We start from the raw sequence: 23441 nt of genomic DNA, 5'->3' as shown, positions 1-23441 counted from the left end.
GGCAGAGACGGAAAGGAGAATGCCATGGATATAGTCATCATCGGCGGCGGCTATGCAGGCGTGGCCTGCGCCCTGCGGCTGGCGCGCAAGGCGGGCAGGGGGAACAGGATCACCCTCGTCAACGACAGCGATGGCTTTGTCGAGCGCATCAGGTTGCACCAGGTCGCGGCCGGGAGCGGAACGGCGCGGCGCGCGCTCCGCCCGGTGCTGGAACGGGCCGGCGTCGGGCTGGTCGTCGGCCGCGCTGAGGCGATCAACTCCGGGGCGCGCAGCGTGCGTGTGGACGGGCGGTCTCTGCCGTGGGACCGGCTCGTGCTGGCGCTCGGATCGGTGCCGAGGAGGACCGGCGACGGCGCGGCGGTGCTGGCGCCCGGCGAAAGCGAGGCGATTGCCGCCCGGCTGAAGGAGATGCGGGACGGCGCGCGGGTCGCCGTGATCGGCGGCGGGCTAACCGGCATCGAGGCGGCCACCGAGATCAAGGAGGCGTATCCCGGTCTCGATGTCGCGCTGCTGACCCGCTCGCCGCTGGGGCAGGGATGGTCGCCCGCCGCGCGGACCCATCTGCTGGCGGCCTTCGACCGGCTCGGCGTGCGCGTGGAGGAGGGCGTCCATTGCGGCGGCGACGCGCCGGTGCCGGGCGCCGACCTGACGCTGGCGGCGGCCGGATTCGAAATCCCGGCGCTCGGTCGCGACGCCGGCCTGGCGGTGAACGGGCACGACCGGGTGCTTGTCGATCCGCTTCTGCGCTCGGTGTCGGACCCGCGGATCCATGCGGTCGGCGACTGCGCCGTGCCGGTGCATGATCCGGGGCACGCTCTGCCCATGGGATGCAAGAGCGCGTTGCCCATGGGCGCGCAAGCCGGCGACAACATCGCCGCCGAGTGCCGGGGCCGGGCGGGGCGGGCCTTCGACTTCCGCCTTGCCTTTTACTGCGTCAGCCTCGGCCGCCGCGACGGGCTGATCCAGTGGGCGGACAGGGCGGGACGGCCGGTCGGGCCGGTGTGGACGGGCAGGCTCGCCGCGCACTACAAGGAGTTCATATGCCGCTTCACCTGGCGGGTGCTGGCGCTGGAATCGCGGGGCGTGCCGACCGTCATGGGCATGCGCACGGGGCACGCGCCCCGCGTTCCGGAGGGGCAGGTGCAGGCAGGGGCGAATTGAGGGACCACCGATGGCCGCGTCCACGCAACCGGAATTCGACAGCATCAGGCCGCGCCTGTTCGGCATCGCGTACCGCATGCTGGGCTCGGCCAGCGAGGCCGAGGACATGGTGCAGGACGCCTGGCTGCGCTGGCACGGCGCGCGGCGCGATGCGGTGGACGATCCCGAGGCCTATCTCGTCCGCACCGTGACGCGGCTGTGTCTCGACCACCTGAAATCCGCCCGGGTCCGGCGCGAGACCTATGTCGGCGAATGGCTGCCCGAGCCGCTGCCGACCGGCGACGGGCCGGCGGAACTGTTCGAGGCGATCTCCTTCGCCTTCCTGGTCGCGCTGGAGCGGCTGACGCCGCCGGAGCGCGCGGCTTACCTGCTGCACGAGGTGTTCGGATATTCCCATGCGGAAGTCGGCGCGATCCTGGAGCGCAGTCCCGAGGCGTGCCGGCAGCTTCACATGCGCGCCGGGCGGGCGTTGCGCGCGGACCGGCCGCGCTTCGACGCCGATCCGCGGGAGCACCGGCGTCTGCTCGACGGTTTCGTGGCGGCCTGCCGGGCGCAGGACCTCGACGGGCTCGTGGCGCTGCTGTCGGCGGATGTCGTCGCGCGGTCGGACGGCGGCGGCCGGGTCCGTACGGCGCGACGCTCCGTGCATGGCGCCGACGCCGTTTCGCGGTTGTTCATCGGTCTGGCGCGCAACGCGGCCGGCGGCCTGGCGTTCGACATCCGCGCCATCAACGGCCGGCCGGCCGTGGTGGCGACGCGGGATGGGCGGCCGGTATCGGTCATCCAGATCAGCGTCGCCGGCGGCAGGATCGCCGCCATCGACTCGGTGCTGAACCCGGACAAGCTCGCGGCGGTGGCAACCGCGCTTCCGGCCGATCCGCCGGGCATCATCGGCTAGCGCGGCGATGCTCGCTTGGCATGTTCGATCCGTACAGGGCAAGGGCAGTGCCGTCACGGCGCGGCGGCCATCCGGCCCGCGTCACGGCGGCATCCAAGAAGTTGTCGCATAAGATGGATTATGGAACTGGTGCGTATGGCAGCAAGCTGCCGCGGATCGGCTAATCGGTGGCACGCACCGCGATGATCTCGGGCCCGATCGTGTCGGCCAGCGCCCGCGACCCGACACGGAAGACGCTATCCGGTCGCCCGGCTGCCGCCCAGACCGTGTCGTAGTCCAGCAGGCTCTCGTCCATCCATGTCGCGATCGGCGCCTTGTGACCGAGCGGAGAGACACCGCCGATGGCAAAGCCGGTCTCCTCGCGCACGCGGCGGCCGTCACATCGCTTCAAGTTCAACCCGTATCGCTCTGAAATATAATCGAGATCAGCGTTGTGCCGCCCGGAAACGAGCAACAGGACGAGCGCGCCGGTATCGGCGTTCTCGAAGACCAGCGACTTGACGATCTGCCCGACCTCGCAGCCGCATGCGGCCGCCGCTTCCTCGGCCGTCCGCGTCGACTGGTCCATCACCCGCAGCTCGATTTCGAGGCCGAGCCGCTTCGCGTCATTGGCGACGCGCTCCATGGACGATCCGGGTTTCGGTGTCACCGTTTCCATCATCGCTCCTCCAGTTCGATGACAAGGCCGTCATGGGCCGGGTCGACGTGATCGGGCGTCTCGTTCTTCACCGTCACGTAGTCGAGCGGAATGTGCATGTGGGTCAGGTATGCGCGCCTGGGCGCCAGCTCGGTGATCACGGCGAGCGCCTGTTCCAGCGACATGTGGCTCGGATGTTCGCGGTATTGAAGCGCATCGACGATCAGCACGTCGAGGTTGCGCATCCTGTCCAGCGTCGCGTCCGGGAAGGCGCTGACGTCCGAGCAATAGGCCAGGCTCCCGATGCGGAACCCCAGCGAATGGATGGAGCCGTGCCGCTGGACGAGCGGCAGGAACTCAATATCCCCGCCCGGTCCCGGCACGTTGAACGGCTTGTCGTGGTCTATGGCATGACGTTTCAGGATTGGCGGATAGGAACTGCCGGGCGGCGTCTCGAAGCAGTAGCCGAACCCCTCCTCCAGCCGCCGGTAGGTCGCGTCGTCGGCCCAGACATCCATCAGTCGCTTCTGCCACAGCACGAATGTGCGCAGGTCGTCTATGCCATGGATGTGGTCGGCATGGGGATGGGTGTAGACGACGCCGTCGAGCTGGCGGACCTCGGCGTTGAGCATTTGCTGGCGGAAGTCCGGCCCGGTGTCGATGCAGACGCAGGTTCGCGTGCCGTCCGCCGCGATGCGTTCGACCAGAAGCGACGCGCGCAGACGGCGGTTGCGCGGATTGTGCGGATTGCAGTTGCCCCAGTCGCCGTTGAGCCGCGGCGTGCCCGGCGACGAGCCGCAGCCCAGGACCGTGAAACGCATCGTGGCCTTGCCGGTGTCAGCCATCGTGGCGCGGCACCTTCGAGAATAGGCGGTAGAAGTTTTCGGTCGTCGTCCGGCCGATCTCTTCGAGTGTCACGCCGCGGACATCGGCCAGCACCTGCGCGGTATTGACCACGTAGGACGGCTCGTTGCGCTTGCCTCGATGGGGCGGCGGCGCGAGATAGGGCGCGTCGGTCTCGACGAGCAGGCGGTCGGCCGGCAGGTCCTTCGCGATGTCGCGGATGTCCTGCGACTTGTTGAAGGTAAGGATGCCGGAAAAGGAAACGTAGCCGCCGAGCGCGATCCCGGTCTCCGCCAGCGCGCGGCCTGATGAAAAGCAATGCAGGACGAAGGGAAAGGCCCCCTTCCCCGTTTCCTCGGTCAGGATCGCAGCCATGTCGTCGTCGGCGGAGCGGGCATGGATGACCAGCGGCAGCCCGGTGCGCCGCGCGGCCTCTATGTGGCGGCGGAAGCCTTCCGCCTGCGCTTCGCGTGGCGCCTTGTCGTAGAAATAGTCGAGGCCGGCCTCGCCGATCGCCACGACCTTCTCGCCTTCCGCAAGCCGCACCAGGTCGTCGGCGGTGACGTCGAGCTCCTCGTCGGCGTTGTGGGGGTGGGTGCCGACGGAGCAGAACACGTCGTCATGGGCCTCCGCGATGGCGCGGATCCCGTCGAACATCTTCACGCGGGTCGAGATCGTGACCATGCGCACGATGCCGGCCTCCCGCGCCCGGGCGACGATTGCATCGCGTTCCTCGGCGAAGTCCGGGAAGTCCAGGTGGCAGTGGCTGTCGACAAGAACGGTCATCGGATCAGCTGTCCGCTTCCTTGTCCACGTAGCGCGGGAACACGCCCGTCGGCGCCGGCAGCTCCGTGCCCGGCACCAGCATGGTCTCCAGCGCGGCGAAGTCGCGCGCGTCCTGCGGCGCGGCCACCAGGTCGAGCAGCTTGCCCGCGGAGTCCGGGATGTAGGGCTGGGCGAGGATGGCGATGCGCCGCACCGTCTCGGCGACGACGTAGAGCACCGTCTTCATGCGCTCGGGATCGGTCTTGCGCAGCGCCCATGGCGCCTGCGCGTCGATGTAGCGGTCGCCGGCCGCGGCGATCTCGAAGGTGGCCTCCACCGCCTTGTGGATCGCCTGCCGGTCCATGGCCTCGCGGGCGGCGGCGAGCGCCGGGGTGACGGTGGCCAGCAGCGCCTCGTCCTCTTCCGTGAAGGCTCCGTGTTCCGGCACCCTGCCCTCGCAGTGCTTGGCGATCATGGAAAGCGAACGCTGCGCCAGATTGCCGAGGCCGTTGGCGAGATCGGCATTGGTGCGCGTCACGATCGCCTCGTGGCTGTAGTTGCCGTCATTGCCGAACGGCACCTCGCGCAGGAAGAAATAGCGCATCTGGTCGACGCCGTAATGCTCGGCCATCTCGAACGGATCGACGACATTGCCGAGCGATTTGGACATTTTCTCGCCGCGGTTGAACAGGAAGCCGTGGCCGTAGACGCGCTTCGGCAGAGGCAGGCCCGCCGACATCAGGAATGCCGGCCAGTAGACCGCGTGGAAGCGCACGATGTCCTTGCCGATGACATGCACGTCCGCCGGCCAGAACTTCTCGCGCGGACCGCCGTTCGGCCAGCCGGTCGCAGTGAGATAGTTGGTCAGCGCGTCGACCCAGACATACATCACGTGTTTCTCGTCCCCGGGGACGGGCACGCCCCAGTCGAAGGTCGTCCGCGACACTGACAGGTCCTTGAGGCCGCGGCTGACGAAGGAGACGATCTCGTTGCGGCGGGTCTCGGGGCCGATGAAGTCGGGGTTTTTCTCGTAGTGATCGAGAAGAGCCTGCTGGTATTTCGACAGGCGGAAGAAGTAGCTTTCCTCCTCGACCCACTCGACGGGCGTGCCCTGCGGGCCGTAGCGGACGCCGTCCTCGCGTACTTCGGTCTCGTCCTCGTCGTAGTAGGCTTCGTCGCGCACCGAGTACCAGCCGGCATAGGCATCCTTGTAGATGTCGCCCTTCTCCGCCATCGCCTTCCAGATCGCCTGTACCGTCTCGTAGTGGCGCGGCTCGGTTGTGCGAATGAAATCGTCATTGGAGGCGTTAAGTGCCCGGGTCATCTCCTGGAAGCGGGCGGTGTTGCGGTCCGCCAGTTCGCGCACCGGAATGCCTTCCTTGCGCGCGGTCTGCAGCATCTTGATGCCGTGCTCGTCGGTTCCGGTGAGGAAGAAGACCTCCCGGCCGTCGAGGCGCTGGAAGCGGGCGATCGCGTCCGTGGCGATCAGCTCGTAGGCATGGCCGATATGCGGCGCGCCGTTCGGATAGGAAATCGCGGTGGTGATGTAGAAGCGTTCTTTGGCGGACATCTGGAGCCATTCGGAATGTGAAACAGGAGGAGGCCCTGCTCTATCCGATTTCCCGGCGAAAAGAAAAGGCGGAAGGGACGAAAAATCAGCCGCTTCGTGTTCCCGAGAGCAGATCGTGCAGGTCGGCCAGCAGGGTCAGGAAGTCCTGTTTCCTGTCGAGATTGTAGGCATCCGCCATGCGCATACGGTCCTGAATCGCCATGTCCGCGGAAGCGATGCGCTCTGCCTCGCGCAGCCTGCCCTGGCGCGCCGCCCGCGTCGCCTCGCTGCGCAGGCGGTCGAGAACGAGTTCGCGCAGGATGTCGCGGTGGATTTCGCTCTTGCGGTTGCCGGCGACGTCCGCCAGCTTGTGGGCCTTGGCGACGTCCGGCTGCGGCGCTTCGAGATAGGCTTCGAGCGCCTCCTGCAATTCGAGCCCGCCGAAGCGGGCAAACAGCAGGGCACGGCGTGCGCTGCCGCCGCCCAGCGCGGCAACGCGGTCGAGCATCGCGGCGTCCGCGGCCGGACCGAGCTGGTCCGACACGATGGCAGCGATATCCCCGTCGGCGAGAGGCGCGAACTTCAGGACCTGGCAGCGCGAGCGGATGGTGGGCAGCAGGCCGCCGGTTCCGTGCGCGAGAAGGATGAACACCGAGCGCGGCGGGGGCTCCTCCAGCAGCTTGAGGAGTGCATTGGCGGCGTTTCGGTTGAGATCGTTGGCCGGATCGACGATGACGACGCGCCAGGAATCGTGGCCGGCCGCGGTCATGCCGAAGAAACGCTGCAGGCGGCGGATCTCGTCGACAGTGATCGCCTGCTTGAAACCGGTTCCCTGGTCGTTCCTCGGCCGGGTCAGGTAGAGCAGGCCGGGATGCGACCCCTGGACGATCTGGCGGAACACGGGCGATCCGGGGTCCGGGGCGGGCAATGTGCCCTCGCCCGGCGCCACGTTGCCGGAAAGAAGCGCGTTGGCGAGATGGAAGGCTGCCGTCGCCTTGCCGATGCCGCGCTCACCCTCGAAAATCAGCGCATGGTGCAGCTTGCCGCGCGCAAGCGCATCGGCGAGGAAGGCGCGTTCGGCTACATGGCCGCGCAGGTGGAGCGTGAGCTGCGGCGGCGTGATGCCTTCCAGCGTGTCGTGGGTTTCCGGTACTTCGTACTCGTCCATGGCTCGCCTAATCCGGCATTCCGCGGCCGCCGGTCGCCGCGCCCGCGTGCGTTTCCGCCACCTGCAGGTCCGCCGCCTCGACAGCGTCGCGCACAACCGCCCAGACCCGTTCGGCCACCGCATCGGGATCGCCCGAGGCATCGACGACACGGCAGCGATCCGGCTCGCGCCGAGCGATGTCCAGAAAGGCATTGCGGCGGATTTCGTGGGCAGCGATATCCTCCTTCTCGAACCGGTCCGCAGGCGCGTCGGGATCGCGGCGCGCATGGGCCCGCTTCAGGCCTTCTTCCGGCGGCAGGTCGAGTATGATCGTCAGGTCCGGCACGACGCCGGCGATGGCGACGCGCTCCAGCGCCTGCAGGAAGTCCGGGTCGAGATCGGCACTGACCCCCTGGTAGACGCGGGTGGAGTCCATGAAACGGTCGACCAGCACGATGTGACCGTCCCGAAGCGCCGGCCTGATCTTCTGCTCGACATGGTCGTTGCGCGCGGCGGCGAACAGCATGGCCTCGAAATACGGGCCGAACGGTTCGGCGGCGGAGGTGTCGAGGACGACGTGACGCACCGCTTCCGCGCCGGGCGTTCCGCCGGGTTCGCGCGAAACGGTGACGGCGTGGCCCGTGCCGCGCAGGCGTTCTGCCAGGCGCGCGATCTGCGTGGACTTGCCGGTCCCGTCGCCGCCCTCGAAGGTGATGAACAGGCCGCGCCGACGGGCTTCCGGACCTGCCGCCTCAGAGCCAGCCAAGCAACAGCTCCGTCAACGCATCGAATGCCTGGCGGTGGATCGGCCCCTTGCCGACGCTTTGCGCGGCATAGAGCGGCGTCTCCTGGGTCAGGTCGTCGCCGACCGTTACCTCCAGTTTCGCGATCGGGGCCCCCTCCTCGACGGGCGCCATCACGGGGCCGATATAGACGACGCGCGCCTTCATGCGATCGCGTCCGGTGATCGGGAGCAGGATTTCCAGGTCCTCCTTGACGGTGACCGGGACGGTGAACTGCTCGCCGCCATAGAGGCGGACATTGCCGATTTCCTCGCCCTTTTCGAATATCTTGTAGGTCTCGAAGGCGCGCACGCCCCAGTCGAGCATCTTGCGGGCCTCTTCCGCGCGGGCGCGCTGGTCCGGCAGGCCGCTCATGGCAACGATCAGGCGGCGGCCGTCGCGCTTCACCGAGCCGACGATCGCGTAGCCCGACTCCTCGGTGAAGCCGGTCTTCAGGCCGTCCGCGCCGATATCCATTGCCAGCAGCGGGTTGCGGTTGCGCTGCAGGATACCGTTCCAGGTGAATTCCCGCAGGGAATAGTAGGTGTAGTACTCGGGATACTCGGTCTGGATGTGTCGCGCCAGCAGGGCCATGTCACGCATGGTGACCTTCTGTTCCGGGTGCGGCAGACCGGTGGAATTGCGGAAGACGGAATTCTTCAGGCCGATCTTGCGGGCCCGCTCGGTCATCAGCCGGGCAAAATTTTCCTCGGAGCCCGCCATGCCCTCGGCGATCACTATGCAGCCGTCATTGGCAGACTGGACGATCACGCCCTTGATGAGGTCCTCGAGGCGGATCGAGGAGTTGAGCTCGGCGAACATGGTCGAACCGCCAGAAACCGCGCCGCCCGTGCGCCAGGCGTTCTCGCTTACGAGAAACTCGTCGTCCAGCGACAGCCGGCCGCTCTTGAGCGCATGGAAGACGACCTCCATGGTCATCAGCTTTGCCAGCGAGGCCGGCGGCACCGGCTTGTCGGCGTCCTTGGCGAACAGGACCGTTCCGGTCTCGCCGTCCAGCAGGAGCGCCTGGCCGGCACGGGTTTCGTACAATTGCGCGGCGGTCGGCAACGCGTACGCAAGGACGAGCGCGACGGCCAGGAGCAGACGAAGGACTGAAATGCGCGAAACGCGAGCGTTCATCGTTCTATCCGGATTGCGGAACGCCGACCGGATTAGCAAATCCTGCCCCCGATAAGCAATGGCGCAGCAAGATTCTGTACCATTGCGGCACAGATGGTTGCAGGTCAGCGCGTTTTCCAGCCGGGCGCGGCGGATGCAAAGAAGGGCATGTCGCGGAACGCCGCAGCCACGCGCGAGGAGGCATAGGCTGAAATGCTCACGCCCTCGAGCGGGACGGCAGGCCGGTCGGGCGGCAGGGGAACAGCCGCCGGCAGGACGACTGCACCGGTTCCCGCGTCGGCGGGCGCGACCATTGTGCCGGCCTGCGCCGGTATCGTTCCGGTGATGTCGCCGACGGCACGCGGCGGCACCGGTCGTGATGTCGGCGTCGGCCCGTTCATGGCCATCAGCATGCCCGAGGCGGGCTGGCCGAAGCGGTCCGCCTCGGGAAAGCCCGGCACGCCGCGCACGGATGCGAGGAGGAACGCATCGTCCTGGCCATGCAGCGGCGCCCGGCCGGCATACTCGACCTTGACTTTCGCCGTTCCGTCCCGGGAGTAGCCCAGCAGGTCCGCGGCGCGTTTCGACAGGTCGATGACGCGGTCGTGCGCGAACGGTCCCCGGTCGTTGACGCGCACGATCAGCGAACGGCCGTTCTCAAGGTTGGTGACGCGGGCATAGCTCGGCAGCGGCATCGTCTTGTGGGCCGCCGTCAGGTGGTTCATGTCGTAGACTTCGCCATTGGCGGTCAGGCGGCCGTGAAAGGCGGCGCCGTACCAGGACGCAAGGCCGGTCTCCACCTTCTTCGGGTTTGCGGTCGGGTAGTATGTGCGGCCGCGCACCGTGTAGGGCGAGCCGATCTTCTCGGTGCCGCCGCCGCGCGGCAGCCGCGGCCCCATCGCCACGCGCGGGCTTGCCTCCACGCCGACCGCCTTTGCCGGAAAGTATTCGGGCCCCGCGGTCTCGCCATTGGCCGCATAGAAGCCGCTCCCGACGCCGATCTTGGGATCGGAGACCGAGCAGGCCGACAGGAACATGCCGACTATCGAGAGGCCAAGGAAGGCCGATACCGGCCGGGAGGTCCGCAAACAACGCATAACGGGCACGCAATACACAAATTCACCGTTTCAGCCAATCCCGGACGGGATGGTGTTCAAATGCTATCGCGGGCGCTTTGACTTTCGGTTAACCGTGCACCCCCGGGAATTGGCGTTTCCTCTCGGCCCGCGCCGGCCGGGGCGGCTATCCGCGCGGAGGCCCCTGCCCCGCCGGCCGGGCGCGGGAACCGTGTTTTGACGGTTGCACGGTTCAGCCGATTCATGCGAATAGGCCGTCGACGGAGAGGTGGCCGAGCGGTTTAAGGCACCGGTCTTGAAAACCGGCGTGCGGGCGACCGTACCGTGGGTTCGAATCCCACCCTCTCCGCCATGATCCCCGTCGCGTTGATGTCGAGGCTTGTTGCCGAGGACGAGCCTGACTTGTTGAGCATAGGTGCAGCGACTGGACCAATTTCACAGACATGGCGCGGTTGCATTCCGTCAATGATTGCGGAACGCCGACGGAGGCATCCCGGCACGGTCGGAACGGGAGACAGGCATCATGCCGGTTTCCGCAATAGATTCTCGACAACATCCGGAGGAAGCGGGCCCCACACGCGATGGCCTCCGAAATACCATTGCCTGAAACGGATCAGAAGCCGGGTCGGGTCGCCGGTTTCCGGAAGCGTCGGGCTTCCAGGACATTTCCGGAATTCAGCTTGTTGATCATCGTTTCTGTCCGGTTGTTTTCAGTGGGCGCATTGGTACAAACGCCACCGGTTTTTTGTTGTGGGTAGCGACTGCATCGACGACCTGTCATCAAAGAGGCCGAGAATGATGTTCAAGCAGGCAATAGCACTGGGAGCAGCCATTTTTCTGTCAGCTTGCACAACGACTCAAGATGCAAGCCGGGCAATACAGCACAGCTGGATCGGCAGACACGCAGATGAGTTCTTCAGCGAATACGGGCCTCCTCTGCGTTCCTATGCTCTTTCCGACGGATCGACGCTCTATACGTGGCGGGGAGGACAGACGACCAAAGTCGTCAATTTGAATACGCAGCGGGATGCTGGGCAGAGTAGTCCCTTGGCGTCAAGAGAGCACACCCGGAGCAGGACAACTGTCTCGCATCCGGATGCAAATACCACGGTTACGCGGACTAGCAGCACGACGACGCGATTCAGCATCGATCTGCCGAATACCCGGCAATCGGCACCGACGCATAGGGAAATGCAACTCTATTGCGAGGTCCAGATTACCGCGAATCCTTCCGGCGTCATCCAGAATATCAATGTTACAAACGATACCGTTGGCGCTCGGTTCAGCATGTCACGCTGCGCAGAGGTGTTTGGTACCACCATGTGAGGCCAACTTGCCGAAACGATCGGTAGAGTCTCCTTGTGAGGCTCGGGATGCAGCAGCATTTGCATCGCTGCATCCCCGGTCGATCCGGGGCGGTTGAATATCCGGCATCGTGCAGGAACGCTTGGCTGCGAGGACGCTTTCCCTGTCCGTGGAGGCGAGCCGTCTCATCACCGCTGTGGACCGGAATTTCGGCGAGTCGCGCGTCAAGAATGGCAAGAGCCAGACCACGCGCCGGTTTCCGACAGATGGACGCGCCTTCGAGGTGTTCCGGGAGTGGGTGATCGAGCTCGTTCAACTGGGCTGTGGTCCGGAAGATTCCCTCTTCCCGCCCGATACGGCACTCAATGCACCATGGATGCTCGCTCTGTCGTCAAGAGAGCCGATCGAACCGTGGAAAACCGATGCGCCGGTCAGACGGGCTTTTCGCCGGGTCTGCGACCATGCAGACCTTTCCTACTACAATCCTCATTCCGCCAGGCATTATCTCCGCGCGATTCGTGACGATTTCTGCCGAGCTGCGGCCGAGCGAAAGGCCTGGTCGCACAATCTCGGACATGAGGGGGGGCAGATAACCGAGGATCACTATGCCAAGATGACCGACGATCAGCGCGATGACATCTTCAGGCGAATCCTCGCCAGGGTCATGCATACCGACGAAGAAAAGAACCTGATGCTCGACTACCACGAACATCTGCTGATCCCGGGTACGCCGGAGTTCGAACGGGCGGAGCGACTTGTCGAGGCGAGACGGAAACGGCGAAGGGCGGGCAGTTGTTCGCAGCCTACGCATCGCCTGCCCGATATCGCACCTTGCATGCCAGCCTTTTGCGTACCAGCTGATTGAACGATGGACATTCGAGCCACGCACCCGAGCCGCGGGGATCAATTCAGGTGCCGTCATCAGGTCGAGGTATTATTGCATTTGTGATCAGTGAGTCTCTGGCCAAAACTGTGCTACGGTATAGATGACCGCAAGCCGGTCGATCTTAGTTCGCTTGGGCTTGAGTCAGTCACATTATTCGGCCTCTCCCTTCTTCGGTTTCTCCGCGCTGGGCGGTGGTACGAGAAAGGGAGTTCGCCATGCAAATACAGGTCAACACCGACGAAAACGTGGAAGGCGGAAAAGCCCTGTCCGCCCGGGTGTCAGCCGAGATCCACGCCCGGCTGGATCGCTACAGTCAACACATCACCCGTATTGAAGTGCATCTCAGCGACGAGGACGGGAGCAAGTCCGGCGGTTCCGACAAACGTTGCTTGATCGAAGCGCGCTTGGAGGGGCGTCAGCCGGAGGCGGTCAGCGAATGTGCCGCCACGCTTGAGGGCGCCTATTCGGGCGCCGCCAAGAAGCTGCACCGCGCTCTGGAGACGACCCTCGGCAGGCTCAATGAGGTGAAGGGTGGTGCCACTATACGGACCGGCGATCTGTAGCAGATCGACTGCCGACCGATACGCCAATCAACGAACCAGGAAGAACACGATCATGGTTGAGAAACGATCCAAGACGCCAGCCGCGAAGCATGGGCCCAAAAGTAAGCACGATCAGGAAAATACCGGAAACAAGGCAACCGACGGTTCGCCAGAACCCGTCGCTGTCGATCGGCCTGGTTTCGATCTTGGCGGCTCAACGGGCAAGACGAGCGGGGGAACAGGACTGGGCATTGGCCCGGACGCAGCTGAAAATCGCCGAGAGCGCAGCCTGCCAGGACGCAGAGGGAAGCGCGGGTAGAGGCTCGCCAGCCGGGGCGACGTCGATCACGGCCAGTCTCGTTCCTACACCTGCCAGTTGGTCACCTGCCTTTCGCGCTGCGTCAAGCCTTCCGGCCACCGTTTGCGGGGTAGCACTCACGCGTCGTCTGATGCTTCCTTGTCAGCCACGACGAGCCGCAGCCCGTTCCGGTCGATGGCCGAGCGCAGTGCTCCTGTCGGCTCCCTGTCGCATACGATGCCGGTGAGCGCACCGAGCGGTGCGACCACCTCGAGCAGCCGGGCGTCGAACTTGCTGTGGTCGGCCAGAAGCCATGCCTCGTCCGCGCGTTCGATCATGGTGCGCTTGATCGAGACGGCGCTACGGTTGACGTCGCTGAAACCGTCGGCGGCGACACCGCTCGCGCCGATGAAGGTCTTGTTGGCATGGAAGCGCCTCAGGAAGTCCACGGTGTCTGTGCCGAACACGGCCGCTTCTCGGCCGTCGAATTCGCCGGGGCACACGACAACCCTTGTATCGCCGGCGACAAGCGCGGTCGCGACCTGGTAGCAATTAGTGACGATCGTCAGGCTCAGGCCCGCATGGATGAGCCGCTGGGCCAGTTCGGCGGTCGTCGAGCCCGCATCGATCATCAGAACCTCGCCGGGCTCCAGCAGGGCCGCAGCCGCCGCGCCGATCCGCGACCGCTCCTCGACGTGCTCCGCGCGGCGTTCATAGGCGGAAGGTTGTACGCCCATGGGTCGGGCCGAGGCTCCGCCATAGGCGCGGTCGACCAGCCCCTTGGCGCTCAGGGCATCAAGATCGCGCCGAATGGTCTCCGTGGTGACGTCGAATTTGTCGGCCAGCGTCGAAATCCGGACATGGGGCGTTCCCCGCAGTTCTTCGAGTATGCGGGTCTGCCGTTCGTCCTTGCGCAGTTTGTGACTCATCATCGTGCCTCCAGCAGGCATTCCGCGAATTCCTGGAAACCATGACCGCCCTCCCCGTCGGTGATCCAGCGCGGCGGATGGACGGCCTGCTCGGCGAAGGCGGCGAAGTTGGCAACTCCGACAGAATTGGTGAAGAAGTCGAACATCGGTTCGTCGTTCGGGGAGTCTCCGACAAAGGCGACCCGCGCGTTCTGCTCGGGCGTTTCGGTTTCGATGCCGAACTCCTCCGATAGCAGGCGGCGCGCCATGCCGAGCTTGTCGTATTCGCCAAACCATCCGTTGACGTGGATCGAAGAAACCTTGGCACAGGCGCCATGCTCCTCGAACAGTCGCACGATATCGGCAATCGCTTCGTCGGACAGGCGGGGGACGTCCTCGGCGAAATCCACCGCGAGATCGGCTTCCCGGTAGTGCTGGTCGGCGGCGATGCGGCAGCCGGGCACGGCCTCCAGCACGCATTGTTCTATACGCCGCAATTTGCGACGATTCTCTTCCCGGGTGGCCGTGGCTTGCTGGTAGCGACGGATCATCTGCCGGCGGGTTCGGTCGTATCGGAAGTAGAATGCGCCGTTTTCCCCCACCACGCCGTCCACCGGCCAGAGCCTGGCGATCAGATCGCACCAGCCAGCGGGGCGTCCGGTGACGGGGATCACCTTAAGCCCCGCCGAACTCAACCGTTCGAGCGCGGCATAGGCTTTCGCCGGCAGTAGCCCGTCCACGGTGAGCGTGTCGTCGATATCGGTAAGTACGGCGCTTATACGCTTGCGTTCCTGCAGCGGAAATTCTGACAGGGGACGTATCAACGAGGATGAATCGATCACGCTAAAACCCATGACTGTGCAAACACACGGAGTTTGGCAATTTTCGTGTTGCGCCTGCAACAACAATCTTGCAGTTTGCGTGGCATATGCCAGATTCCGTGTTGCGTAATGCAAGAATCCGGCGGTAAGGTCAAATGCGACGGACCGAGCCAGAAGTCTGCAACACCGGCCGATCCGGGCAAACTAATCGGGAGGATAAAAATGTTCACGCTTACCACCAGGAGCCTTGGCTCCCTGAAATTCGCGCCGCTTCTCGCTGCCACGGCTATTGCAGCCTTCCTCGGCACTGTCGACGCCCGTGCCGACGACTGTCCGAACCGTGGCGACCTGGACCCCATTTATTGCGACGCTGATGGCGATCTGGTTGCCGATGCGCCAACAGATCCGTCGGAACTAGTCGACCCAGATACGCTGGTCTTCGCCTACACGCCGGTTGAAGACCCCGCTATCTACGAGGACATCTGGCAGCCCTTCATCGATCACCTGAAGGCGGTAACGGGAAGGAACGTCCATTTCTTTGCCGTGCAGTCGAACTCGGCCGAGGTCGAGGCCATGCGCAGCGGCCGCCTGCATATCGCGGGCTTTTCGACTGGTCCCACGCCCTTCGCCGTCAACCTGGCCGGCGCTGTTCCGTTCGCGCTGATGGGCGCGGATGACGGTCGTTTCGGATACACGCTGCAGCTTTACACGCGCGTCGACAGCGGTATCGACTCGATCGAGGACCTGAAAGGCAAGCGCGTCGCGCATACGTCGCCGACCTCGAACTCCGGCAACCAGGCGCCGAGGGCGCTCTTTCCGGAACTGGGACTGGTGCCGGAGCAGGACTATGAAGTGGTCTATTCAGGCTCGCATGACCAGTCGATGCTGGGCGTCGTCGCCGGAGACTACGACGCGGCTCCGGTCGCATCGGAAGTCGTGGAACGCATGGCGCAGCGCAATCTATACGATCCGGCCGACGTGAAGATCCTGTACGAGTCGGAACCGTTCCCGACCACGTCCTACACCTACGCCCACAACCTTCATCCCGACCTCGTGGAGAAGATCAAGGAAGCATTCTTCACCTTCGACATGAAGGGCACCGCTCTCGGCGAGGAATTCAAGGGCGTCACGAAGTTCATTCCGATCTCTTACAAGAAGGATTGGAACGTGATCCGCACCATCCAGAAGGCCAACGGCGTCGTCTACACGCCGGAAAACCTGAAGTGATTTCGCACAGCTGAACAGAAGTCCATGCACGGGGCGATGCCCCGTGCATTTCTCTCTTACACAGAGGTCGCCCATGCTCAGGATCACAAACCTGGACAAGCGTTACGGCAACGAGAAACTGGTGCTGAGTAACCTCAATCTCGAGGTGGAAGGCGAGGCCGTGGTTTCGATCATTGGCGCGTCCGGCGCGGGCAAGAGCACCCTGCTGCGCTGCATCAACCGTCTCGTCGAGCCGACCTCCGGCAAGATCGAACTCAATGGCCTGGACCTGACGAAGCTCGACCGTGGAGAGCTCCGTCGTGCGCGGCGGCGCATCGGCATGATTTTCCAGGGCTTCAACCTCGTAGATCGTCTGACCGTGATGGAAAACGTCCAGTCGGGGCGCCTCGGCTACATTCCACTCTGGCGCGCGGCGATGCGGCGATATCCTCAGGAGGATATCGATCGTGCATTCCACCTGATGGAACGCGTCGGAATCGCGCATTATGCCAACAAGCGGGCCGATGAACTGTCGGGCGGCGAGCGTCAGCGCGTCGGTGTCGTGCGCGCGCTGATGCAGGAGCCGGAAATCCTGTTGGCAGACGAACCCACCGCGTCGCTCGATCCGAAGACATCGCGCCAGATCATGGAACTGCTGCAATCGCTGGCCGTGGAATTCAAGCTGCCGGTGCTGATCAACATCCACAACGTGGTCGAAGCGCGGGAATTCACCCAGCGCATCGTCGGCATGCGTTTCGGTCGCATTATCTTCGACGGCCTGCCGAGTGACCTCAACGAGGCGGCCATGGACGAAATCTATGCCGGCGTGCCGGCGGCGGAACGTGAAGACGCCGAGCATGTCGAGCCAGTCGGGGACCTGCAGGCGGTATGACGGCGTCGACCTCGATAACCCGGAAAACCTGGAGAAAGCCTCCCTTCATAGCGAATCCGTGGCTGCGCTGGGGGCTGATCGTCGGAATTGGCGTCTACATCGTCTGGGCGACGTCGACGCTGCCATTCGACTGGGAGCGTGTGCGCGAAGGTTTGCCGCGAGCCGCGCGGATATTCAACAACGCCTTCCCGCCGAGCTTCGAGCGTTCAGGCCTGCTGATCTCGGGTTTCTCCGAGAGTATCAAGATCGCCATTGTGGCCCCCCTTGCCGGCGTCGGGCTGAGCGTGCCGGTGGCTTTCATGGCCGCGCGCAATATCTCGCCCGCCCCCATTTACGCCATCGGGCGCGCGATCATCATCATCGCGCGCAGTTTCCATCCGGTCATCGTCGCGATCCTGTTCGTCAAGGCGGTCGGCTTCGGGCCGCTGGCCGGGATACTGACCCTGACAATCTACTCCATTGGGTTCGTCGCCAAGATGCTCGCCGAGCGCATCGAGGAAATCGACTGGGGACAGGTGGAGGCATTGAGGGCGGCTGGCGCTGGTACGCTGGTCACGCTGCAATATGCCGTGCTGCCGCAGATCATGCCGCGCCAGATCGGACTGACGATTTACCAGCTCGACAGCAACCTGCGCGCTTCGGCGATCGTGGGGATTGTCGGCGCGGGCGGCATCGGCGGCACGCTGATGAATGCCTTCGGCCGTTATGACTACGATTTCGCGCTTGCAATCACCCTGTGCATCATCGGCGTCGTCCTTGTCAGCGAGGCCGTGAGCGGCCAGATACGGAGGGCCCTTTGGTGACGACCGGCAGCCAGACAAGCGGACCCGACGCAGTCGCCCACCGCGCATGGAATCGCCACACGCCCCGGCAACGCTGGGGGCGGTTCGCCGGCTTCCTGCTCGTTGTCGCGGCGACCGTGTGGTCGCTCTCCACCATCGACATATTCTGGCCGTGGCTCTGGGATGCGCCACAGCAGATGGGCGATCTGTTCCGCAGAATGGTGCCGCCTGACACTTCGCAGTGGAAGGGTATCCTGACGGCCCTGATCGAGACCGTGAACATAGCAACGATCGCCACTTTCTTTGCGGTGTTCCTGTCCCTCCCCGTCGCACTGATTGCGGCCCAGAACACAACGCCGAACCGTGTGACGTTGTGGCTTGGACGATTCATCCTCGTATCCAGCCGGTCGGTGAACACCATCGTCTGGGCGCTGTTGTTCGTGGCGATTTTCGGCCCGGGCGTCATTGCCGGCATCCTGGCGATCATCTTCCGCTCGTTGGGATTCCTCGGCAAGCTCATCGGCGAAGCGATCGAGGAGATTGACCGCGCGCCGATCGAGGCGTTGGAGGCGACCGGGGCGACGCGGACGAAAGTGCTGCTGTACGGCGTCATACCGCAGGTAATTCCGACATTCTTCGCGGTTTCCATCCTGCGATGGGATATCAACCTGCGCGAGTCGACGGTTCTCGGTCTGGTGGGCGCCGGCGGTATCGGTCTCATCCTGCAGGGTGCCATAGACACGTTCGCATGGCAGACCGTCGCGACCATTCTTCTGGCCATCATCGCGCTGGTCATTGCCGGCGAAGCTGTGGCCGCCTGGCTGCGCAAGAAGGTTATCTGACGAACAGCAGCCAGCGCGCCCGCTAGTCGCCCGGACACAGCCAAAGGCGGCGTTGCGGCCAGCGGCGAACCGGAATCCGTCGTTACGCCATACCTGCCGTGCGGGTTCTTCCACCACGCTTTCGCCAAGCGTGGTGCCATTGACCAACATCAAAGCCACATCGCCCGTGTCCTGACAGACTCGTTCTACTGTCCGGGCGAGTTGGCTCGCGCCGGACTTGGCGAAGAAAGGCTGACTGACATGTTTCCGAAGACATTGCTGACCGTTGTCGATAGTGAACAACCGGCTGATAGCGTCAAGGACGCGATCGCGCTGTGCGGCGAAGCTGGCTGTCACCTGGCCGTGCTGGTCGTCGGTATCGCCCTGCCCGCCGCCACGACGGCCTATGGGGCGGTTCCGGCCGAAACATGGTCCGAGGAGCGGGAGAAGGGCCGCGTGGCCGCCGTCGAGAAGGCGACCGAAATTGAAGCAGTCCTCAAGAAGGCCGGCATCTCGGGCGATGTCGCGCCCTATTTCAGCGAGGAAGGACAGATCGCCGATATCGTTGGCATGCGGGCACGCTATACCGATATCGGTCTGGTCCGGCATGACGACGGGATGGATCCCCGGCTTGCGAAGAAGATCTTGGAGGGGCTGATCTATCAGAGCGCCCGCCCGTTCCTCTACCTGCCGAAGGGCGTGAAGGCCGCGCTCAAGCCAAAGCGCGTCCTCGTTGGCTGGAACGCGACGAAGGAATCCGCGCGCGCCGTGCATGCTGCGCTCGACACGCTGAAGGAGGCGGAGCAGGTAAATATCGTCCTGGTCGATCCCCTCGCCTCGGAATTCGGACAGGGCGAGGAGCCGGGTGCGGACATCGCTGCATACCTTGCCCGCCATGACATAAGGGTGACGGTGGACGTACTTGCCTCGGGCGGACGCAGCGTGTCCGACACGCTGTTGCAGCATGCGGGCGATGTAGATGCCGGATTGCTGGTCGCCGGCGCCTACGGACACTCGCGGATCAGGGAATTCCTGTTCGGCGGTGCCACCCGCGACTTGCTCGCCAATGAACAAATTCCGGTGCTAATGTCGCACTGAGAGAGCATCAGGCCGCGACAACCGGCGCGCCAGCGGGACGGCAGCGGTTTTCGGGCCGCCGGTCGTTACCCGGCGCGTTTCCTTCGAACAGAAACCGGCAGGATCTCCTGAAGCGATGAACGCGCACGAACAGGGAATGCCGCTTCCGTATGTAGCGGAACCGCACGCGATCGAGGCAGCGGATGTCCTCGCGGGACTCGAGGTTGACCGCACGCGCGGCCTGACCGGCGAGGAAGCCGCGCGACGGCTTGCAATTTTTGGCCCGAACGCCCTTCGCCGGCGGCAGAGGGCGAGTGTGCTAGGCGTCCTGGTCGACCAGTTCAAGAGCCCGATCGTCTTCCTGCTGCTGGGCGCGGCAGCGCTATCGATCGGCTTTGGCGAGACGGTGGAGTTTCTTGCCATTATCGCCGTGCTGGCGATCAACACCGCGATCGGGTTCACGACCGAGATCAGGGCGGTGCGCTCGATGGAGGCATTGCGTGAACTCACAAGCCGTTCTGCGCTCGTGCGTCGCAACGGCACCGTTGCCACCATGTCGGCCGAGAAGCTGGTGCCCGGCGACATCGTCATCGTCGATGCCGGCGATGTCCTTGCCGCCGACATGCGCCTGGTGGAGTCCTCCAATCTGTCGGTCGATGAGTCCGCGCTGACCGGAGAGTCCTTGCCTGTCTCGAAGACGGTGAAGCCGGTATCCGCGGACACGGTGCTCGCCGACCGCTCGTGCATGCTCTTCAAGGGATGCGCGGTCACCGGAGGCACCGGCGAAGCCGTCGTTACCGGTACCGGCATGAACACCGAGCTGGGGCGGATAACACGACTGGTAGAGGAAGCGACCCCCGATCGTTCGCCGCTGGAGCGCCAACTGGCCCTCCTAAGCCGCCACCTGATCTGGCTTACGCTCGCTGTCACCGCGCTGGTGGCGATCGCCGGAATCGCCGCCGGCCAGGACATGGCGCTGATGATCAAGTCCGCGGTCGCACTGGCGGTCGCGGCGATTCCGGAGGGCTTGCCGATCGTCGCGACGCTGGCCTTGGCGCGCGGCATGCTGCGCATGGCGCGGCACAATGCGCTGATCGAACACCTGTCGGCCGTCGAGACGCTTGGTGCGACGACTGTCATCCTTACCGACAAGACCGGCACGCTGACCGAGAACCGGATGCATGTCGACCGGGTGGTCACCGCAACCGGGGAGATAGCCTTCGACCGCCATACTGGCAGCTTCCTTCTCGATGGCCGCCCGATCGAACCTGCGGCAAAGTCCGATATAGGCCTGCTACTGCGCAACGCCGCCCTGTGCAACAATGCGACGCTCGGCGACAACCGCGATGCGTCTACCGGCGATCCCATGGAAATCGCCCTGCTTGAGCTCGCAGCATCGGGGGGCGTGCGACGCGAGGAGCTGCTGGCCCGATATCCCGAGACATGCGAGCACGCATTCGACGTGCACACGCGCATGATGGCGACGGTACACGAGGACGGCGACCGGTTCCTGGTTGCAGTGAAAGGTGCGCCGGAGGCGGTTCTGGAAGTGGTCACGGATGTGGCCAACGGGGACGGGACGCTCCCCTTCGACCGTGAACAGCGTCGGCACTGGGCAACGGTATGCGAGGTCCTGGCCATGCAGGGGCTGCGTCTGCTCGCCGTAGCCGGAAAGCCCGCACAGGACCTCGACGAGCCCGTCTATCACGACCTGACCCTGTATGGCATCGTGGGTTTCCAGGATCCTCCACGCTCCGACGTACCCGGCGCCATCGCCGATGCGCAGCGCGCGGGTATAGCCGTCGTCATGGTTACCGGCGATCATGCGGCCACGGCGCAGCACATCTCCAAGTCCGTGGGGCTGACCGGGATCGGGCACCTGGAAGCCATCGTGGGCCGTGATCTCAAGCCCTACGAGGAAATGACGGAAGAGGACAAGGACGCGGCGCGTGCTGCGCGGGTGTTCGCGCGGGTCGACCCGGAGCAGAAGCTTTCGCTGATCCGTCTGCACCAGGATGCCGGAGAGGTCGTTGCCATGACAGGCGACGGCGTCAATGACGCGCCAGCGCTCCAGCAGGCCGATATCGGCATTGCCATGGGATTGCGTGGCACGCAGGTGGCGCGGGAGGCTTCCGATCTCGTGCTGCGGGACGATGCCTTTTCGACGATCATCCATGCCGTGCGCGAAGGTCGCGTGATCTACACGAACATACGGCGGTTCACGACCTACCTCCTGTCCTGCAATCTCAGCGAGATCCTGATCGTCGGTATGGCTGTCCTCGCCGGGCTGCCGCTGCCGCTGCTGCCGCTGCAGATACTGTTCCTGAACCTCGTTACCGATGTGTTTCCGGCCTTTGCACTGGGAACGATCGAGGCCGACCGCAACGTGCTCGCTCGACCGCCGCGCCCCCCGTCCGAGCCGATTCTGGCACGTGGACAGTGGATCGCGATCGTCACGCATGGCATCTCCATCGCCGGCGTCACTCTCGCCGCGCTCGGGCTTGCCCTGTACCAGTTTGGCCTTGATGGCGACGGCGTCACCACCATGTGCTTCTACACCCTTGCGCTGGCACAACTCTGGCATGTCTTCAACATGCGCAACTGGCGTTCGAACCTCCTGTCGAGCGAGGTTACGCGCAACCACTATGTCTGGCTGGCAATCGGGTTCTGCATCGCCGTTCTTGCCGTGGCGGACCTGCAGCCCCAGGTATCCGACGCGCTCAGGCTTGCACCGCTCGGAGTCGAGGCCTGGCTGTCCGTGATCGGGCTCAGCGTCGTGCCCGTGCTGCTGCGGGAACTGGCCGCGATCGGGATGCGCCTGAACCGCCGGCACCACGCCAGGGCCGGACGCTAGCGATTGGCCCAGTAGAGGGAAAGGGTGGCCGCGAAGATCGCCAGCACCGCCAGGGAGTCGTAGCCGAACCCGAGGACCGTGCGGCGGCTGCGCACGACCAGCCCGGCGATATAGATGATCGTGACGAGGAGACCGGAAACGAGCGCGAGATCAAGCACGGGCTCGAATTCCGCCAGGATCGGGCCCTTCAGGTACAGAATATCTGCCGGCAGGACCAGGGCGAGCATGAGCAGGTTGCTGCCGAATATGTTGGATATGGCCATGGAATAGGCGCCGATGCGCACGGCTGCCACCGTCGTGCTCAATTCCGGCAGGGAGGTCACGGCGGCCAGCAGCGTGACGCCGACCAGCCCGGTGCCGAGGCCGGTCTGCTCGGCCAGACGTTCGGACATGGAAACGGTCACCGCACCGGACACCAGGATAGCAATCGTCAAAAGAAGAAACCGGAAATTGAGCGCCGTGGTCGAAAGCTCCGGAAACGAGCTGACAAAGGGTGAATCGTCCTCGGAAACCTCGCCCGCCTCGAGCACCCGAACCGGCATCCACGGCGTATCCTCGTCGTGTCGGCGCAGGAGCACGATGATTCCGATGTAGAAAGAGCCGAGCAAAATGGCGCCGATACCGACATGGAATACCGCGATGCCGCTGCCTATCTCCAGTATTACGAGCAGCATCGTGAGCAGGAAGGCCAGCGCAACGCCTTCCAGAACCGCTGTCGTCTTGCGCGGAAAGGATGTGATTGCCGCATGCCGCGCAAAACCGTCCGCGATCGCCAGCATCGCGAATTGAAGGGTGACGCCGCCTAGCAGGTTGCCGAGCGCAAGGGAGGAATCCCCGCCACCCGCGGCAAGGGCAGTCGTGATGATTTCCGGTAACGATGTGGCAGTGGCCAGGAAAACGAAGCCCATCAGCGCGCGGCCGATGCGCATGCGATCCGCGATTTCGTCGGCGTGGACGACCAGCCGGCTTCCGGACAGCCAGACGCCGGTGGCCGCAGCCAGAAAGAGCACAAGGGTTAGCGGCAGCGGTGTATCGGGTATCGGCGCGGGCACGATCTGCGATCCGTTGACTG

The 23441-nt window shown here is 64.6% G+C and carries 21 protein-coding genes and 1 tRNA gene; 11 read left to right on the top strand and 11 right to left on the bottom strand.

Features of this window, described 5'->3' with window-relative positions; translation table 11 throughout:
* The first annotated feature begins 24 nt into the window (after positions 1 to 24).
* Together HTY61_RS06700 and HTY61_RS06695 are read left to right on the top strand one after the other, a co-directional pair.
* Positions 25 to 1161 (top strand): NAD(P)/FAD-dependent oxidoreductase, encoded by a 1137-nt coding sequence (locus tag HTY61_RS06700; RefSeq protein WP_175276059.1) that lies wholly within the window; start codon positions 25 to 27, stop codon positions 1159 to 1161.
* A 10-nt stretch (positions 1162 to 1171) separates the two neighbouring features.
* Complete coding sequence (locus HTY61_RS06695; RefSeq protein WP_175276058.1) at positions 1172 to 2059, top strand: RNA polymerase sigma-70 factor; 888 nt, start codon at positions 1172 to 1174, stop codon at positions 2057 to 2059.
* Between the two features lie 160 nt (positions 2060 to 2219).
* Here HTY61_RS06695 and HTY61_RS06690 read toward each other — a convergent pair whose 3' ends face one another.
* The 8 genes from HTY61_RS06690 to HTY61_RS06655 form a co-directional block, all read right to left on the bottom strand.
* Positions 2220 to 2720 carry a YbaK/EbsC family protein gene (locus HTY61_RS06690; RefSeq protein ID WP_175276057.1) on the bottom strand — a complete coding sequence of 167 codons (501 nt, stop codon included), beginning with the start codon at positions 2718 to 2720 and terminating at the stop codon, positions 2220 to 2222.
* Entirely contained in the window at positions 2717 to 3541 is an 825-nt protein-coding gene (locus HTY61_RS06685; protein ID WP_175276056.1) for an MBL fold metallo-hydrolase, read from the bottom strand. The genes HTY61_RS06690 and HTY61_RS06685 overlap by 4 nt, the downstream gene beginning before the upstream one ends.
* Positions 3534 to 4325, bottom strand: a complete 792-nt coding sequence (locus HTY61_RS06680) for a TatD family hydrolase (protein WP_175276055.1) — start codon at positions 4323 to 4325, stop codon at positions 3534 to 3536. The genes HTY61_RS06685 and HTY61_RS06680 overlap by 8 nt, the downstream gene beginning before the upstream one ends.
* A 4-nt stretch (positions 4326 to 4329) precedes the next feature.
* Positions 4330 to 5874, bottom strand: coding sequence for a methionine--tRNA ligase (gene metG / locus HTY61_RS06675; RefSeq protein ID WP_175276054.1), 1545 nt, complete (start codon positions 5872 to 5874; stop codon positions 4330 to 4332).
* Between the two features lie 85 nt (positions 5875 to 5959).
* Positions 5960 to 7021 (bottom strand): DNA polymerase III subunit delta', encoded by a 1062-nt coding sequence (locus tag HTY61_RS06670; protein ID WP_175276053.1) that lies wholly within the window; start codon positions 7019 to 7021, stop codon positions 5960 to 5962.
* A gap of 7 nt (positions 7022 to 7028) precedes the next feature.
* Positions 7029 to 7766 (bottom strand): dTMP kinase, encoded by a 738-nt coding sequence (gene tmk, locus HTY61_RS06665; protein ID WP_175276052.1) that lies wholly within the window; start codon positions 7764 to 7766, stop codon positions 7029 to 7031.
* Positions 7753 to 8922 (bottom strand): D-alanyl-D-alanine carboxypeptidase family protein, encoded by a 1170-nt coding sequence (locus HTY61_RS06660; RefSeq protein ID WP_175276051.1) that lies wholly within the window; start codon positions 8920 to 8922, stop codon positions 7753 to 7755. The genes tmk and HTY61_RS06660 overlap by 14 nt, the downstream gene beginning before the upstream one ends.
* 104 nt (positions 8923 to 9026) lie before the next feature.
* Positions 9027 to 9938 carry a septal ring lytic transglycosylase RlpA family protein gene (locus HTY61_RS06655; protein WP_246272955.1) on the bottom strand — a complete coding sequence of 304 codons (912 nt, stop codon included), beginning with the start codon at positions 9936 to 9938 and terminating at the stop codon, positions 9027 to 9029.
* Positions 9939 to 10239: 301 nt separating this feature from the next.
* Between HTY61_RS06655 and HTY61_RS06650 the strand changes: the two genes are divergently transcribed.
* The 3 genes from HTY61_RS06650 (at position 10240) to HTY61_RS06640 (ending at position 12731) form a co-directional block, all read left to right on the top strand.
* Positions 10240 to 10329 (top strand) — tRNA-Ser (locus HTY61_RS06650).
* Between the two features lie 1095 nt (positions 10330 to 11424).
* A complete protein-coding gene (locus HTY61_RS06645; RefSeq protein WP_175276049.1) occupies positions 11425 to 12147 on the top strand; it encodes a site-specific integrase in 723 nt (240 codons plus the stop codon).
* Positions 12148 to 12383: 236 nt separating this feature from the next.
* Positions 12384 to 12731: an HPF/RaiA family ribosome-associated protein gene (locus HTY61_RS06640; RefSeq protein ID WP_175276048.1), complete on the top strand. Its 348-nt coding sequence runs from the start codon at positions 12384 to 12386 to the stop codon at positions 12729 to 12731.
* Between the two features lie 414 nt (positions 12732 to 13145).
* Here the strand turns inward: HTY61_RS06640 and HTY61_RS06635 are convergent, their stop codons facing one another.
* Complete coding sequence (locus tag HTY61_RS06635) at positions 13146 to 13937, bottom strand: DeoR/GlpR family DNA-binding transcription regulator (RefSeq protein ID WP_175276047.1); 792 nt, start codon at positions 13935 to 13937, stop codon at positions 13146 to 13148.
* Positions 13937 to 14758: an HAD-IIB family hydrolase gene (locus HTY61_RS06630; protein WP_343045217.1), complete on the bottom strand. Its 822-nt coding sequence runs from the start codon at positions 14756 to 14758 to the stop codon at positions 13937 to 13939. Before HTY61_RS06630 ends, HTY61_RS06635 begins: the two co-directional genes overlap by 1 nt.
* Before the next feature lie 201 nt (positions 14759 to 14959).
* Here HTY61_RS06630 and phnD point away from each other — a divergent pair, with 201 nt between their 5' ends.
* The 6 genes from phnD (at position 14960) to HTY61_RS06600 (ending at position 22369) form a co-directional block, all read left to right on the top strand.
* Entirely contained in the window at positions 14960 to 15964 is a 1005-nt protein-coding gene (gene phnD, locus HTY61_RS06625) for a phosphate/phosphite/phosphonate ABC transporter substrate-binding protein (RefSeq protein WP_175276046.1), read from the top strand.
* Positions 15965 to 16037: 73 nt separating this feature from the next.
* Positions 16038 to 16835, top strand: a complete 798-nt coding sequence (gene phnC, locus HTY61_RS06620; protein ID WP_175276045.1) for a phosphonate ABC transporter ATP-binding protein — start codon at positions 16038 to 16040, stop codon at positions 16833 to 16835.
* Positions 16832 to 17638 carry a phosphonate ABC transporter, permease protein PhnE gene (gene phnE, locus HTY61_RS06615; protein WP_175276044.1) on the top strand — a complete coding sequence of 269 codons (807 nt, stop codon included), beginning with the start codon at positions 16832 to 16834 and terminating at the stop codon, positions 17636 to 17638. Before phnC ends, phnE (HTY61_RS06615) begins: the two co-directional genes overlap by 4 nt.
* Positions 17635 to 18459, top strand: coding sequence for a phosphonate ABC transporter, permease protein PhnE (gene phnE, locus HTY61_RS06610; protein WP_197945371.1), 825 nt, complete (start codon positions 17635 to 17637; stop codon positions 18457 to 18459). The genes phnE (HTY61_RS06615) and phnE (HTY61_RS06610) overlap by 4 nt, the downstream gene beginning before the upstream one ends.
* 240 nt (positions 18460 to 18699) lie before the next feature.
* Positions 18700 to 19536 carry a universal stress protein gene (locus HTY61_RS06605; RefSeq protein ID WP_175276042.1) on the top strand — a complete coding sequence of 279 codons (837 nt, stop codon included), beginning with the start codon at positions 18700 to 18702 and terminating at the stop codon, positions 19534 to 19536.
* A 115-nt stretch (positions 19537 to 19651) separates the two neighbouring features.
* Positions 19652 to 22369, top strand: a complete 2718-nt coding sequence (locus tag HTY61_RS06600) for a cation-translocating P-type ATPase (protein WP_197945370.1) — start codon at positions 19652 to 19654, stop codon at positions 22367 to 22369.
* Here the strand turns inward: HTY61_RS06600 and HTY61_RS06595 are convergent.
* A complete protein-coding gene (locus HTY61_RS06595) occupies positions 22366 to 23421 on the bottom strand; it encodes a sodium:calcium antiporter (RefSeq protein WP_175276041.1) in 1056 nt (351 codons plus the stop codon). The genes HTY61_RS06600 and HTY61_RS06595 overlap by 4 nt on opposite strands.
* Positions 23422 to 23441: the final 20 nt, after the last annotated feature.

The sequence above is a fragment of the Oricola thermophila genome (genome assembly GCF_013358405.1).
GTDB lineage: Bacteria > Pseudomonadota > Alphaproteobacteria > Rhizobiales > Rhizobiaceae > Oricola > Oricola thermophila.
The sequence above is the reverse complement of the archived record's forward strand: the minus strand, read 5'-3'. Positions and strand labels throughout refer to the sequence as shown.

Coding starts and splice junctions, on each gene's coding strand:
- HTY61_RS06700 (WP_175276059.1), top strand. CDS start 25: ATGGATATAGTCATCATCGGCGGCGGCTATGCAGGCGTGGCCTGCGCC.
- HTY61_RS06695 (WP_175276058.1), top strand. CDS start 1,172: ATGGCCGCGTCCACGCAACCGGAATTCGACAGCATCAGGCCGCGCCTG.
- HTY61_RS06690 (WP_175276057.1), bottom strand. CDS start 2,720: ATGATGGAAACGGTGACACCGAAACCCGGATCGTCCATGGAGCGCGTC.
- HTY61_RS06685 (WP_175276056.1), bottom strand. CDS start 3,541: ATGGCTGACACCGGCAAGGCCACGATGCGTTTCACGGTCCTGGGCTGC.
- HTY61_RS06680 (WP_175276055.1), bottom strand. CDS start 4,325: ATGACCGTTCTTGTCGACAGCCACTGCCACCTGGACTTCCCGGACTTC.
- metG (WP_175276054.1), bottom strand. CDS start 5,874: ATGTCCGCCAAAGAACGCTTCTACATCACCACCGCGATTTCCTATCCG.
- HTY61_RS06670 (WP_175276053.1), bottom strand. CDS start 7,021: ATGGACGAGTACGAAGTACCGGAAACCCACGACACGCTGGAAGGCATC.
- HTY61_RS06660 (WP_175276051.1), bottom strand. CDS start 8,922: ATGAACGCTCGCGTTTCGCGCATTTCAGTCCTTCGTCTGCTCCTGGCC.
- HTY61_RS06655 (WP_246272955.1), bottom strand. CDS start 9,938: ATGTTCCTGTCGGCCTGCTCGGTCTCCGATCCCAAGATCGGCGTCGGG.
- HTY61_RS06640 (WP_175276048.1), top strand. CDS start 12,384: ATGCAAATACAGGTCAACACCGACGAAAACGTGGAAGGCGGAAAAGCC.
- HTY61_RS06635 (WP_175276047.1), bottom strand. CDS start 13,937: ATGAGTCACAAACTGCGCAAGGACGAACGGCAGACCCGCATACTCGAA.
- phnD (WP_175276046.1), top strand. CDS start 14,960: ATGTTCACGCTTACCACCAGGAGCCTTGGCTCCCTGAAATTCGCGCCG.
- phnC (WP_175276045.1), top strand. CDS start 16,038: ATGCTCAGGATCACAAACCTGGACAAGCGTTACGGCAACGAGAAACTG.
- phnE (WP_175276044.1), top strand. CDS start 16,832: ATGACGGCGTCGACCTCGATAACCCGGAAAACCTGGAGAAAGCCTCCC.
- HTY61_RS06605 (WP_175276042.1), top strand. CDS start 18,700: ATGTTTCCGAAGACATTGCTGACCGTTGTCGATAGTGAACAACCGGCT.
- HTY61_RS06600 (WP_197945370.1), top strand. CDS start 19,652: ATGAACGCGCACGAACAGGGAATGCCGCTTCCGTATGTAGCGGAACCG.